Source organism: Candidatus Villigracilis proximus, from assembly GCF_016717045.1.
In the GTDB taxonomy this organism is placed as follows: Bacteria; Chloroflexota; Anaerolineae; order Anaerolineales; family Villigracilaceae; genus Villigracilis; species Villigracilis proximus.
The window spans coordinates 73,418-86,836 of the sequence record NZ_JADJUO010000018.1 but is presented as its reverse complement, the minus strand read 5'-3'; the positions used below and the strand labels follow the sequence as shown (position 1 = coordinate 86,836).

At 49.0% G+C, this 13,419-nt stretch carries 18 protein-coding genes and 1 tRNA gene; 15 read left to right on the top strand and 4 right to left on the bottom strand.

Going from position 1 to position 13,419, the window contains the following annotated elements:
- Positions 1-21: 21 nt before the first annotated feature.
- From IPL71_RS18225 to IPL71_RS18155, 15 genes are all read left to right on the top strand, one after another.
- On the top strand, positions 22-411 hold the full coding sequence (locus tag IPL71_RS18225; protein WP_345324082.1) for a hypothetical protein: 390 nt from the start codon (positions 22-24) through the stop codon (positions 409-411).
- A 2-nt stretch (positions 412-413) separates the two neighbouring features.
- Positions 414-908, top strand: a complete 495-nt coding sequence (locus tag IPL71_RS18220; protein ID WP_345324081.1) for a hypothetical protein — start codon at positions 414-416, stop codon at positions 906-908.
- A gap of 136 nt (positions 909-1,044) precedes the next feature.
- Positions 1,045-1,290 carry a 4Fe-4S dicluster domain-containing protein gene (locus tag IPL71_RS18215; protein ID WP_345324078.1) on the top strand — a complete coding sequence of 82 codons (246 nt, stop codon included), beginning with the start codon at positions 1,045-1,047 and terminating at the stop codon, positions 1,288-1,290.
- A 79-nt stretch (positions 1,291-1,369) separates the two neighbouring features.
- On the top strand, positions 1,370-2,482 hold the full coding sequence (vorB, locus tag IPL71_RS18210; RefSeq protein ID WP_345324076.1) for a 3-methyl-2-oxobutanoate dehydrogenase subunit VorB: 1,113 nt from the start codon (positions 1,370-1,372) through the stop codon (positions 2,480-2,482).
- Between the two features lie 7 nt (positions 2,483-2,489).
- Positions 2,490-3,257 (top strand): thiamine pyrophosphate-dependent enzyme, encoded by a 768-nt coding sequence (locus tag IPL71_RS18205; RefSeq protein WP_345324074.1) that lies wholly within the window; start codon positions 2,490-2,492, stop codon positions 3,255-3,257.
- A gap of 83 nt (positions 3,258-3,340) precedes the next feature.
- Positions 3,341-3,898 carry a 2-oxoacid:ferredoxin oxidoreductase subunit gamma family protein gene (locus IPL71_RS18200; protein ID WP_345324072.1) on the top strand — a complete coding sequence of 186 codons (558 nt, stop codon included), beginning with the start codon at positions 3,341-3,343 and terminating at the stop codon, positions 3,896-3,898.
- A 147-nt stretch (positions 3,899-4,045) separates the two neighbouring features.
- Positions 4,046-4,492, top strand: coding sequence for a hypothetical protein (locus IPL71_RS18195; RefSeq protein ID WP_345324070.1), 447 nt, complete (start codon positions 4,046-4,048; stop codon positions 4,490-4,492).
- A gap of 89 nt (positions 4,493-4,581) precedes the next feature.
- On the top strand, positions 4,582-5,523 hold the full coding sequence (locus IPL71_RS18190; RefSeq protein WP_345324068.1) for a histidine kinase N-terminal 7TM domain-containing protein: 942 nt from the start codon (positions 4,582-4,584) through the stop codon (positions 5,521-5,523).
- Positions 5,424-6,086 carry a GGDEF domain-containing protein gene (locus tag IPL71_RS18185; protein WP_345324216.1) on the top strand — a complete coding sequence of 221 codons (663 nt, stop codon included), beginning with the start codon at positions 5,424-5,426 and terminating at the stop codon, positions 6,084-6,086. Before IPL71_RS18190 ends, IPL71_RS18185 begins: the two co-directional genes overlap by 100 nt.
- A gap of 142 nt (positions 6,087-6,228) precedes the next feature.
- Positions 6,229-6,714, top strand: coding sequence for a FixH family protein (locus IPL71_RS18180; protein ID WP_345324067.1), 486 nt, complete (start codon positions 6,229-6,231; stop codon positions 6,712-6,714).
- 7 nt (positions 6,715-6,721) lie between these two features.
- Entirely contained in the window at positions 6,722-7,288 is a 567-nt protein-coding gene (locus IPL71_RS18175; RefSeq protein WP_345324065.1) for a cytochrome-c peroxidase, read from the top strand.
- Entirely contained in the window at positions 7,285-7,974 is a 690-nt protein-coding gene (locus IPL71_RS18170) for a cytochrome-c peroxidase (RefSeq protein WP_345324064.1), read from the top strand. The genes IPL71_RS18175 and IPL71_RS18170 overlap by 4 nt, the downstream gene beginning before the upstream one ends.
- Before the next feature lie 56 nt (positions 7,975-8,030).
- Positions 8,031-8,864, top strand: a complete 834-nt coding sequence (locus IPL71_RS18165; RefSeq protein ID WP_345324062.1) for an aldo/keto reductase — start codon at positions 8,031-8,033, stop codon at positions 8,862-8,864.
- Between the two features lie 3 nt (positions 8,865-8,867).
- Positions 8,868-9,176, top strand: a complete 309-nt coding sequence (locus IPL71_RS18160; RefSeq protein ID WP_345324061.1) for an ATP-dependent Clp protease adaptor ClpS — start codon at positions 8,868-8,870, stop codon at positions 9,174-9,176.
- Positions 9,173-10,063 carry a lysophospholipid acyltransferase family protein gene (locus IPL71_RS18155; RefSeq protein ID WP_345324059.1) on the top strand — a complete coding sequence of 297 codons (891 nt, stop codon included), beginning with the start codon at positions 9,173-9,175 and terminating at the stop codon, positions 10,061-10,063. Before IPL71_RS18160 ends, IPL71_RS18155 begins: the two co-directional genes overlap by 4 nt.
- Before the next feature lie 150 nt (positions 10,064-10,213).
- Here the strand turns inward: IPL71_RS18155 and IPL71_RS18150 are convergent, their stop codons facing one another.
- From IPL71_RS18150 to IPL71_RS18135, 4 genes are all read right to left on the bottom strand, one after another.
- Complete coding sequence (locus IPL71_RS18150) at positions 10,214-11,461, bottom strand: MFS transporter (protein ID WP_345324057.1); 1,248 nt, start codon at positions 11,459-11,461, stop codon at positions 10,214-10,216.
- The gene (locus IPL71_RS18145; protein ID WP_345324055.1) at positions 11,461-12,288 is read right to left on the bottom strand and encodes an NAD+ synthase; all 828 of its coding nucleotides are present in this window, start codon (positions 12,286-12,288) and stop codon (positions 11,461-11,463) included. The genes IPL71_RS18150 and IPL71_RS18145 overlap by 1 nt, the downstream gene beginning before the upstream one ends.
- Positions 12,281-13,132, bottom strand: coding sequence for a nitrilase-related carbon-nitrogen hydrolase (locus IPL71_RS18140; RefSeq protein WP_345324053.1), 852 nt, complete (start codon positions 13,130-13,132; stop codon positions 12,281-12,283). The genes IPL71_RS18145 and IPL71_RS18140 overlap by 8 nt, the downstream gene beginning before the upstream one ends.
- Positions 13,133-13,293: 161 nt before the next feature.
- Positions 13,294-13,380 (bottom strand) — tRNA-Ser (locus IPL71_RS18135).
- Between the last annotated feature and the right edge of the window lie 39 nt (positions 13,381-13,419).

Below are 13,419 nucleotides of genomic sequence, written 5' to 3'. Positions count from 1 at the left end.
TATCATCCGCTCGAAACGGATGTGCTGGCATTTGTCTCGTCCACATGGAATCTTCCGCACTTCGCGGCCAGTCCGCGTTTGGGCGGTGAAGGCAAACTGACGGCCATTGCCAATCAAATCACAGAAACCGCTGCTGGTATAAAAATGGAAGTTGTGAAATTCCAGCACATCCCCAATCTTGATGACCGCTATCTGATCAGCACTTCTGATTTTTCCGCAAGCCGCATCTCTCTGCCTGATGCATTCCTGCGTACACTTTCAGCCAACCCCACTTTGACACTGCATACAGGCGGCGACACGCTAACCATCTCGTACGCAAACAGCGCATCCCAGCCGCCTGATGCGGAGAAAATGAAACAGTTATATAAAATTGGCGTACAGATGGCACGCGACATTCCGCCCAAAGGATAAACATGTCAGTCGTCATTCAAAACAACGAACGAATCGAGATCACAGAGCAGATGTCAACCGGGCTGCGTGTTTTTCTCTTCATAATCGGTCTACTCCCGTGTATGGCTCCCTATGAATTGCTGATCAAGCCGGGCTGGACGGGTTTCAATTTATTTACGCTTTTCTTCCTTGCCATTTCATTGGGAGCAATCGCGGTCAGCCTGGCATTCATGGCTGGTGCCATCTTCGGATTAAATCAGACCCTGACTATTGACCTTGTCCGCCGCACAATTACTCATGCGTATGAGTCGACAGTCACGCCGTTGCGAGTCAGGAAATATTCGTTAAATCAATTGAAAAGCATTGAAATCATGACACATGATTGGGATAACGGACCATCTACTTATGGGTTGAAATTTACCTTCACTGACGGGCATAAAACCGAACCGGGAACGCTCGAATCTAAAATAGAAGCGGAACAATTGAAGGAAAAAATCGAACAAATCAGCCGGGAATAGACATAAAAAAGCAATGACCTTCGGCGTCCTTGTCTGTGACGCTTGGCACTACTCGCAATTGTCGGAAAACGACATAATCAAGTTGGCGGTAATCCCGCTAAATTATGTCCGACTTCTCGTATAAAAGGAGTTGTAAATGCCAGCTAAAGGTTGGATCGAAGTAAGTGATACCTACTGCAAAGGATGTGAAATTTGCATAGGAGCATGTCCACAGAGTGTGATTGAGCTAAATATGTCACACCTCACCCCCAAGGGCTACCACCCCGCGCACACGTTCAAGGACGGTTGCACGGGGTGTGCTATTTGTGCGGTAGTTTGTCCTGATGCAGCGATCACGGTCTATCGTGAAACGTCAAAGGTGGCTGCGCCGATCAGTGTGTAAGAAAGGTGAAAGATGTTATTTTCCTCTTTCATCTTTCCATGGATTACCAAACGGTAACATGAACGGAGATAAACAAAAAATGCCAAAAGAGTTATGGAAAGGGAATGAAGCGATCGCCGAAGCATCTGTCCGCGCCGGGCTTGAAGCGTATTTCGGATATCCCATTACCCCGCAAACAGAAGTACTTGAATATCTTTCACGGCGCATGCCCGAATTGGGACGTGCTTTCGTGCAGGCAGAATCTGAATTGGGCGCGATCAACATGGTATATGGCGCAGCTTGCACAGGTGTGCGTGTCATGTCATCATCATCTAGCCCGGGTATGAGTTTGATGATGGAAGGCGTTTCCTATATTGCAGGGACTGAAGTGCCCGCGGTGTTGGTCAACGTGATGCGCGGCGGACCAGGCTTGGGCAATATTGCGCCCGCACAAGCAGACTATAACCAAGCCGTCCACGGCGGCGGACATGGAGATTATCAGCCGATCGTACTGGCTCCTGCATCTGTGCAGGAAGCAATCGACTTGATGGGTCTTTCCTTTGACCTCGCTGAGAAGTACCGCTCGATCTGCATGGTCATCCTCGATGGCTGCGTGGGGCAAATGATGGAGCCCGCACAAATGCCTGAGATGAAACCGATCAAGCGCGCGAATTGGGATTGGGCCACCGACGGAAAAATGGGAAAACGCGAACGCCGCATTCTTTCCTCCATTTATCTGGATCCGATTGAAGAAGAGAAGATGAATCTGCGGGTGCTTAAGCGCTGGAAGACCATCGAAGCGAATGAAGTTCGGTACAAGGAATATTTTCTGGATGATGCGGAATTTGTCATCATCGGCTTTGGCACAGCGGGACGTGTGGCTTTGTCTGCTGTCCGCGAAGCGCGTGCCGAGGGGATCAAGGTGGGTTTGTTAAGACCGATCACTGTCAGCCCGTTTCCGTTTGAGGTGATCGACCAGCTTACAGCGCGGGTTGATGCGTTCCTTGTCACAGAGATGAATTCAGGCCAAATGCTGGAAGATGTCCGGTTGGCGGTGAAAGGCCGTGTGCCCGTCGAATTCTATGGGCGCATGGGCGGAGTCGTTCCGTTCCCCGATGAGATATTGAATGAGATCCATCGCATGGCGAAGGTCAAGTTGAGTGTGGATGTTCATCCGCGTGACGCGTGGCTTGAACGCATGACGCAGGCATAGAGGCAAAATGTTAAAAGAGAATTTAGTGTACGACAGACCTGAAGGCTTTACAGATACACCCACCCACTACTGTCCGGGATGCACACATGGCGTAGCTCATCGCCTGGTGGCGGAAGTTTTGGAAGAGATGGGCGTCATCGATAGGACAATCGGTGTTGCACCTGTGGGATGTTCTGTATTTGCTTATAACTATTTTGATACAGACTTTGTAGAAGCGCCGCATGGACGCGCGCCCGCGATGGCAACCGGTGTGAAACGTGTGATGCCTGACCGGATTGTGTTCACTTATCAAGGTGACGGCGATCTGGCTTCGATCGGCATGGGTGAAATTGTGCATGCTGCCGCGCGCGGTGAAAATATCACTGTGATCTTCATCAACAATGCAAACTTCGGCATGACCGGCGGACAAATGGCGCCGACAACTTTGCCCGGCATGAAAACATCCTCTTCGGTAAATGGCCGTGATGTGGAAACGCAGGGCTATCCGATTCGAGTCTCTGAGATGCTTTCCACATTAGACGGCGTTGGGTATTGTGTGCGCCGTTCATTGCATGATCCAAAAAATATTCGTCTGGCAAAGAAGGCGATCCGCATGGCATTTGAAGTGCAAGCCCGCGGACTTGGCTTCTCGGTAGTCGAGTTGCTTTCCACCTGCCCAACCAATTGGGGCATGACGCCCGTCAATTCGTTGAAATTCGTGGAAGAGCACATGATGCCCGCGTATCCGCTGGGTGATTTTAAAGTCAGCGATGCGATCAAGCAGATCAAAATATAAGATTAGGAATAAGTGATCAGGTAATTAGGTTTTCCTAATCAACTAATCACTTATTATCTGATCCATATGAACGGAGCGAATAAATGCAAAAAGAAATCATCATCTCAGGTTTTGGCGGACAGGGTGTGTTGTTTGCGGGTCAGGTCATTGCATACGCGGCCATGGACTCAGGCAAGGAAGTGACATGGATTCCATCGTACGGCCCTGAAATGCGCGGCGGGACGGCGAACTGCACCGTTGTCATCGCTGACCATGAAATTGGTTCACCACTGGTAAAGAATCCGCCGTTGGTCATTGCTTTAAATCTGCCGTCATTTGACAAATATGAACCCATGATGCAAACCGGCGGGACGCTGGTTGTGAATCAATCCATGGTGGATCGCGGCGCAAAACGTGACGATATCAACGTGGTCTTTGTCTCTGCAAATGAAATTGCGGAACAGATTGGCGACAAGAAATTAACCAACATGGTCACTGTGGGCGCACTGTTGGCAGCACTGCCAGAAGTGACGCTTGAAACACTTGAAGCTGCACTCAAGGCACATTTGCCTGCGCGTCATCAACATTTGCTGCCGAAGAATTACGAAGCCCTGCGCCGGGGATTTGAATCCGCGAAGGAACAGATGGCGGTTGCCGCATAGAGCAGTACGTAGTAAAAAGTAATAAGTAACGAGCAACAAGGAAAACCAGACCCGCTTTTAATTAAGCGGGTTTTTTGTTGATTTGTCTGCGGGATTAATGTATAGTTGTAACAGACATTAGATTCTAATTATTTATTGGAGGCAAACGTGACAGACAGCAAGGGAACACAGGATCATGAAAAATTTATCAATTCAGTAAAAGCCAGCCTGAATGTGGCGAAAAGTAAAACAGCCGATATTCGCAAAACAGACTCACAATTATTTCTGGCGAATGTCATCTCGCCTGCCGCAGCGACTCTGATCGCGAGCATGGCCGCTGCCATTGGCGGTAACAATGTATTCTCACAAGCCGCAGCGCAAGCAGAAGATGGCGGATGGAGACTGGCCTGCATTCTGGTGGCGATCTTTGGCTTTATTGCAACTATAAGCAGCGTCTTTAAGAAACAATTTGAAGACCGGCTGACAAAAGCGAATCAATGCGTTGGCAGATTGCTCAATCTCGATCTGGCGATCACAACCGGCAGCAATGACTGGAATGAAGCAGCCAAAGAATATAGCGAGATCGTAAAAAATTTCCCCGAGTTCATCAGTTAATACACAGGCTTCCAATAGTAAAACTGAAGAAATAGTTATATGTTTTTTCAAACAATGACTCCACCTAACATTCACTACAGCGCCTGCTCATGACGGCTGGAATTGCATGTTTAATTGTCGTCATCATGATCTGGTACACCCATCAAGCAGCAACAGGCGCGCGGCCTCTTATTGTTTTTTTACTTGCTTTAAGCTGGTGGGATATTACCTACGCCATTTTCTGGGCTGATATCCCAGGCCCGACCCCATACTTCTGGCTGGATAGCACACTCCTCGGGGCATTTATTGTGCCAACGGCCTTCCTGCTCTTTACGCTCGAGTATGCCCAGTTCCAAAAATTATTAAAGCGCCCAATTATTTTGTCCCTGCTGATTGAGCCGGTTGTCATTTTCATCCGTCTATGGACTGACCCGTGGCACAATTTGTATTTTGGAGGAAAGCGCGCGCTAAACACAGTCCGCACTTTGGACGTCGGGCCGGTCGCATGGGCTAATATTTATTATTCCTACATTTTGATCTTTATCAGCATCATCGTATTATGCATAACCCTCTACGGTTCTATTGGAATTTATCGAAAACAAACAAGCACGATCCTGGCCGCAGCCATCATCCCATGGATGGTACACATCTCATTTATTTTAAACGGCGGACCGTTACCAGATGCCGATATTACTCCCTTCATTTTCACGGTCACCGCGCTGACAATTGCCTTCGCCCTCATGCGTTTTCATTTTCTCGATATTGTGCCCATCGCCCGCAGTGTGCTCATTGAAAACATGAGCCAGGGCGTCATCGTTCTGGACAGGCAAAAACGAGTGGTGGATATTAACCCCGCTGCGCAAAAATTGATCGGTGTCTCGGCACAACCCATCGGGCAGCCCGTCGGATTCCTATTCCAAAAATGGCCCGATGTCATAAAAAATTTCGCGGCATCAATCAAACACATGCCGAGGTCATCCTGGATAGTACTCATTTCGATGTTCACATCTCCCCTCTGCTGGATCATCGCAATCAAAATGTTGGAAGGCTAATTGTCTGGCATGACATCACCGACCTAAAGCAGATTCAAACCAAATTTGAAAAACTGGCCGTAACCGATATGCTTACGCAGATATTCAACCGCCGGCATTTGCTTGATCTGGCAGAAATGGAATTAAAACGCGCTGCGCGTACCAAATCTCCCCTATCGCTGGCATTAATAGACATTGACCATTTCAAAAATATCAATGATAAGTTTGGGCATCCAGCCGGAGATCAGGCGCTCATCACATTTGCAAAAATCTGCTGCGAGAATATCCGCGAAATGGATCTGTTCGCACGCTTTGGCGGCGAAGAATTTGCCCTGCTCATGCCGGAAACCAACTGTGAACAGGCGTATCAAGTTTGCGAGCGATTATGCCGCATCATTGCCCAATCCATTATTGAATTAGACAAGCACTCCGCATCCATTACCATCAGCCTTGGTCTTACAGAAATGGAATCTGAACGGGACACTTTGGAATTGATCCTGCGCAGAGCAGACCAGGCGCTTTACGACGCAAAACAATCAGGCAGAAATCGCGTCATCTCCTGGCACACATCACTGGAAATATAATATTGCTTAAAGTTTTAAAAAACATCTAAACATCCGCCTTTTGCAAGGCGGATGTTTAGTCAATTCCTTTATTGAATCTTTACAAAGTTCTCCTGAAAACCAAACTAAAATCACGCTCATTCTTAAAGCCATAGGAGCGTATATGAAAAAACAAACGACAACCGTTATCATCACAACGGTCATCACTACCATTATTGTGATCATTGGATTTATTCTTCTCATGCCGATCATTGGACCACGATTCATACACCCGATGATGATGGGGAATCAGTCTGCGCCAGCTGATCTGGATACATCCACCACGCTTCTTTCGGACGCAGGCCTGTTTCGGGTATCCTATAGCAGTGACTCCAGCCCCCTGCCGCTCAACCAGATACACTCGTGGACAATTCACATCGAGACCGCAGATGGGCAGCCTGTGGAAGGCGCTGAGATTCTGGTCGATGGCGGAATGCCGCAGCATGGTCACGGTTTGCCCACCCAACCCGAAGTGACGGAAGACCTCGGCAATGGCGATTATCGCGTGGAAGGCATGAAGTTCCAAATGCTCGGCTTTTGGGAAGTCAAGTTCAATATCAATGCCGATGGACAGAGCGATAACGTCACATTTAATTTAATTCTTGAGTAACTAAAACATGAAGCGCATGATCTTGATCAGTGGCGGAATCATACTCACAGCCGCGGCCATTTTCCTTTGGGCACAGAGCAGGCAAACGTCGTGGAGTGAAGCGGAAGTTGTCACATTAAAGTCGCTATGGATCGGCAGTCTGCCTGCGCTTCCTCCTGATCCATCCAATCTATATGCCGATAATTCCAGGGCGGCGGAGTTCGGACAAAAATTATTTTTTGACACACGCCTTAGCTCCAACAGCGAAGTGGCTTGTGCCACCTGCCATAAACCCGAGTTAATGTTTTCGGATGGGCTGCCCCTCGCGCAAGGCGTTGGCACAACCTCACGAAAAACAATGACCATCATTGGCACCGCCTACAGCCCGTGGATGTTTTGGGATGGCCGCAAAGATAGTCAATGGGCGCAGGCGTTGGGGCCGCTGGAAAGCGCAGTGGAACACGGCGGCACGCGCGCACAATACGCGCACTTGATCGATGAAGTGTATCGTGCAGAATATGAATCCATTTTTGGCAGCCTGCCAGATTTTTCAGACCGCGCAGCTTCCCTGAAATTGCCGCGCCCGTGGAGATGACTGCGCGCGCCGCATGGGATGCGATGACCCCAGACCGCGATGCCGTGACACAAGTGTATGTGAACATGGGCAAAGCAATTGCCGCATACGAACGTTTGATCATGCCTGCGCCTTCACGTTTTGATACTTATGTAGAAGCGCTGTTAAAAGATGACAAGACCGCAATGAAAGCCGCGCTCACATCTGACGAAGTCGCTGGGCTGCGATTGTTCATTGACCGCGCGCAATGTATCAAATGTCATAACGGGCCGTTATTTACAAACAATGATTTTCATAACACAGGTGTGCCCGCCGCAAACGACCTGCCTGCTGATGACGGCCGCGCAACAGGTGCAAGAAATGTACTCAACGATGAATTCAATTGTCTGAGTCAATGGAGTGATGCCGGTGAAAATGATTGTGCCGAATTACGTTATATAGTTTCCGAAGGTCATCAACTTGATGGCGCATTCAAGCCGCCCACACTTCGCAACGTGGCCGAGACCGGGCCTTACATGCACGCGGGTCAGATCGCGACACTGGCTGAAGTGATCCGGCATTACAGGTCTGCGCCCATCGCGCCTGTGGGTCACAGTGAACTGGTGATGATTCCTTTTACACAAATCGAAATGGCACAACTCGAAGCATTCCTGCGCTCCTTAAGCGCAGGCGTAAACGCACCGCCGGAATTATTACAAGCACCTTGAGAAATCCAGTCCGCCTGATATCAGGCGGACTTTTTTATAATGCTATAATTTCACTTATGAAATACGAAACCATCCATAACCTGACTCTCCCAAAGATCGGATTCGGCACCTGGAAGATCGGCGGCGAATCCTCCCCCGACCTGACAACTGATTCTGTTTCGACGACCGCTCTGCATTCCGCGCTGGAGATCGGATACACACACTTCGACACTGCCGAATATGACGCAGCGGGTCACGCCGAAGAGCTGATCGGGCGCGCCATACGCGAAACAAATTCCAAACGCGAAAATTTATTTATCACTTCAAAAGTCTCACCCGAGCATCTTGACTATGATGATGTATTCACATCCTGCGAAAACAGTCTGCGCCGCCTCAAGATGGAATACATTGACCTGTATCTCATCCACTGGCCGCGTGTGGGCATGAATCTGCCTGAAGCCTTCCGCGCATTGAACAAACTCGTGCAGGCTGGAAAAATAAAACATTTGGGCGTGAGCAACTTTAACTTAAAGTTATTGAAACAATCGCAATCACTTTCAGAGACTCCCATCATCACCAATCAAGTTCCCTACCGCCTGCCCGATCAATCCTATGTCAAGAACGGCGTTTTGGAATATTGTCAGCAAAACGATATTTTGGTCACGGCTTATTCGCCTGTAAAATTTCGCAGCGTGCGCGTCAACAAAACGCTGGGCGAAATTGCAAACGCACATTCGGCCACGCCATTTCAGATCGCACTGGCCTGGCTGGTATCACAGCCGCGAGTCATTACCATTCCCATGTCATTTAATCCGCAGCACATCAGGGAAAATTTTGACGCAGCAGATATCTCCTTAAGCGCTGACGAAATCCACAAACTAAACAATGCATGGAAAAAGGATGATGAATAAGGGATGATGAAACTACAAATCTCCCCTGAGATCGAGATCATCGAAGAAACAGAAACCGAGCTTGAGCCTCTTTATCGCGTCATCATTCATAACGACGATGTCACCCCAATGGATTTTGTTGTACATATCCTCACTTCCATTTTTTATCTTGGCACAGACAGAGCCGCAGACATCATGCTTACGGCACACATCAAAGGCATTGCGTATGTAAAAACGCTCCCCAAAACCGAAGCCGAAAGATTAATCAACAAGGCACATTTCGCGGCCGGGCTTGAAGGCTATCCGCTTCACTTTTCACTGGAACCCGAATGACATCCAATCTTGAACTCTTAACGCAGATCAATCTCGATGATCTTGTTTCTTCTTTTGACTGGCAAAACCGCCCCATTCTTTCAAAAATTCTTCGCAAACTTTTTTTACGTCCTGCAATTAACTTTGCAGATTTCATGGTGGAATTTGACAACGCCATCGCAACCCACGGCCTCGTGGATGCATCGCGTCTGACACAAAAACACTTCGTCAGTGACGTGCGCGTCTTCGGTCTGGACCTGATTCCTGATTCTGCGTTTCTGGCATTATCCAATCATCCGGGCATGAGCGACACCCTCTCCGCATTTTGTGCGCTCCAACGCAATGACCTGAAGATCATCGCCCTGGACCGTCCATTTCTTAATGCACTGCCCAACATGAGCAATCAACTCTTTTACGTAAAAGATGATGCCGCCTCACGAGTGAGTCTGGTGCGGCAGGTCACAGCACATTTACGCGCCGGCGGCGCAGCACTCACCTTCCCCGCTGGTCACATCGAACCCGATCCTGATATGTACAAAGGCGCAGTGGACTCTCTGCAAGCATGGACAGACTCCGCAGGCGTATTCATCCGCATGGCGCCAGAGACCGCGATCCTGCCCATTTTGGTTCGCGGTGTGGTTTGGGACAAGGCCGCAAATCATTTTCTGTTGAATATAAAAAGAACAAAAGAAGAAAAGGAAAAGCTGGCCGCCGCGCTTCAAATTCTTGCACATGTGGGATTCATGAAACATGATGTGCATGTCCGCATACAAATTGGTGAACCGATCTACGCCAAAGAACTAGGGACAACCGACTCCGCCATCATTCATCAAGCCGTAACCGCAGAAATGAAACGCCTTATCGAAAATCCGCCTCAAGGCGAGGGTGTAAGTGTGATGGTTTCTTAACCACCAAGACACAAAGTCACAAAGGCGCCAAGAAAAAAACTTTGTGACTTTGAGTCTTCGAGACTTTGTGTTTACGGTTTAAATCTTCTCTGTGTGCGAAGTATCTGTCTTGATATTCTTTTAAACCCATAATCCCGGAATATTTATTTATTAATCGGCTTTTGCACCAGCCAGCATTGGTTCATCGCCGTTGTAGGTTCTCAACTGCGGCCACTTGCGGATGATCAACAGCGTGCCGATGATACAGCCGATCCCGCCGGTGATGACAGCGAAAGGTGCGCCGAAGAATTGCGCCACTGAACCAGCTTCGATCTCACCCAACTGCGGACCGCCCTGAAAAAATATTTGATTGACACTGGTCATACGTCCGCGGATGTGATCGGGAGTTTGTAACTGCCGAATAGTGTTGCGAATGATCGTGCTGACTCCGTCTGCCGCACCGGTGGTTGCAAGTGCCAGCCACGCGATCAGGAGGGATTTTGTCATGCCGAAAATTACAGTTGCAATTCCAAAAATAATTACCGCGCCAAGAAATAATTGTCCCTGTTTGCGCAGTTCGCGTACTTGAGAGATGACCAGGGCAGCAGCCACCGCACCCACCGCCTGCGCCGCGGATAAATATCCGTACTCCACCACTCCAACATGCAGGACACCTGTGGCAATAATGGGAAGTAAAGTGTTTGCTGAAGCAAAGAACGTGGCGACAAAATCCAGGAGCATGGTCGAAAGAATGACCGGCTTGCTTAAGATAAATTGAATCCCCTCGCGAATCGACTCGACACTAATGCCAGACATTTTCTCAGAAATCGTCTGCGGTACGTCACCGATCATAAAGAGGGCGAGCAAAACCGAGAGGAAGGAAAACGCATTGAAATAATACACAGCAGATTGACCCGCAAATGCGATCACCACACCGGTCAACGCCGGGCCGATGACCGAGCCTGCTTGAAATGCAGTGAATGTCATGCTGAAGGCATTTGGCAGATCTTTTGCGGGGACTAGATTCGGAATCAGGGATTGGCGTGATGGTCCATCAAAGGCGACGGCAATGGCCTGTAATGCAGTAATGGCGTAAATATGCCAGATGGTGATCTCCCCAAATTGGGTGAGCAGGCCCAACGTTAAAGCAAGAAGCGCGGCGACAGTTTGGGTAACGAACATCACGTTCCGTCGATTCCGTGAGTCGGCAACCGCGCCGCCGATCAGAGAAAAAATAATGACGGGCAAAATGCGCGCGAGGCCAATGCCGCCCAGTGCGATGGGATTTTTATTCAGCTGGTTGATGTGCCAAAATAAAGCCCAGATTTGCATCTGGGTTCCTGCGATGGAGATCAGTTGTCCAAGCCAAAGGTAGAAGAAACGTTTGTGCTTGAGTGAAGGCGGAATGTGCAGCCCCATTAGGTGCCCCAATCGCGCAGATACAAAAAGTCATAGCCGATGGTGCGATTGCTGATCTTGGCAATCGGCGGCTGCATACGTTTGAATTGATTGCGGCGGATGCGCGTTGTAACGGCATTCACAAATTTTTCGTTGAAGCCCGCTTCAATCGCTTCCAGCGGACTGTAACGCTGGTCAACAAGCAGATAAAGAAGTTTGTCCACTTCACCATATGTGAAGCCTAATTCACCTTCATCGGTTTGGCCTTCCCATAGATCGGCTGAAGGCGGCTTATCAATGATCGGGGCGGGGATATTCATCGCGCGTGAAAGCTGGCGGACTTGAGTCTTATACAGATCGCCAATCGGATTCATGGCACTGGCGGAGTCGCCATAATGCGTACTATAACCAAGCAATATCTCGGTCTTGTTGCTGGTGCCGATGACGAGTCCTTTGAAGACTTCGCTTTGATCGAAGAGTACGATCATGCGTTCGCGTGCCATAATGTTGCCCATACGCATTTTTGAAATATCTGGGTGCATCTTGAAGAGCGGTTCCACCATATCTGTGATCTCGATGGTTTTGCTTTGAACACCAAGTTGATCGATCAATAATTGCGCATGGTCCAGCGAGTCACTACTGGAAAGTTTATACGGCATTCGCACGGCCAGCACATTTTCAGCGCCAAGCGCTTCAACCGCCAATATACACGAAAGCGCGGAGTCAAGTCCGCCGGAGAGACCAACCACCGCATGAGACATGCCCACGCGTGTCACTTCAGATCGAAGGAAGCCCGTGAGAATTTCACGCGCAAGGTTTGTATTGATACCAAGAGTTATATCAACCACGGGAAAGTATCCTGTTCAATTCTTTTTGTACGAGATTGGTACGTTCATCGCGCAGCAAAGGCAAACGGGCGCGCGTGCGGCGCAGTTGATTTAAGTCCATTTGCGCGAAGGTCAGCGCTTCTTCGTTATATGGGCCAATGGCAATCTCTTCGCCGTTGGGGTCGAAGAGGGTCGCTCCGCCCCAGAAATGCAAGCCGTCTTCATAGCCTACTCGATTGGCGTGGGCTACAAAGGACGTAAACATACTGGCATAGGCTTTTGTCACACGTTCCACCCAACGCGCGGATTCAAGTTTTTCCTTGTCATTTAATCCACGCCCGGGCGAAGCGGATGAAAATAGCATAATATCCGCGCCATCCAGCCAAAGCAGATAGGGCGGCGAAGCGTGCCAGAAGTCTTCGCAGATCAACATGCCCACACGGCCAAAGCGCGTATCGAAAGCGCGGATCGAATCACCCCAGGCAAAGAAACGGCCTTCATCGAAAAGGCCATAGGTGGGTAAATACACTTTGTGATGCACATGTAAAACTTTTCCACCCGAAAGATAGGCGGAGGCAATGTAAAAGCGATGACGGGAGTCTTCGTCCACGAATCCAATGACCAGGTCCAGATCACGAGACGCTTTGAGTAAATGTTTGAATACGGGGTCATCCTCTGTCGGCTTGTGTGCAACCGAGGCTACTAAATCCTGTAAAACATATCCGGTGAGGGAAAGTTCGGGAAAAACAAGCAGGTCTGTTTTTTCAGCTCGAGCCTGTTTGATGTAATCCATGTGCTTGGCAAGATTGGATTCCACATCCCCAAGTTTTGTGTTGATCTGGGCAAGGGCAAGGTTTAGTTTCATTGGGCGAATCTTACCACTAAAAATTAGACCTTAATAGGTTGTTTAATAACTACACCACGAAGTCACAAAGGCACAAAGCCTCGAAATTTTCTTTAAGCCTTCGTGGTGAAGAGCATGGTGGAAACAAAAAATGCGCCTTTGCAGGCGCATTTTTTGTTTAGCGGGGAGGGAGGGATTCGAACCCTCGGTGGACCGGAGCCCACAATAGTTTTCGAGACTATCCCATTCAGCCACTCTGGCACCTCCCCAATCAGGTGAAGCGGGCAGGATTATAACCGAAAAATTTT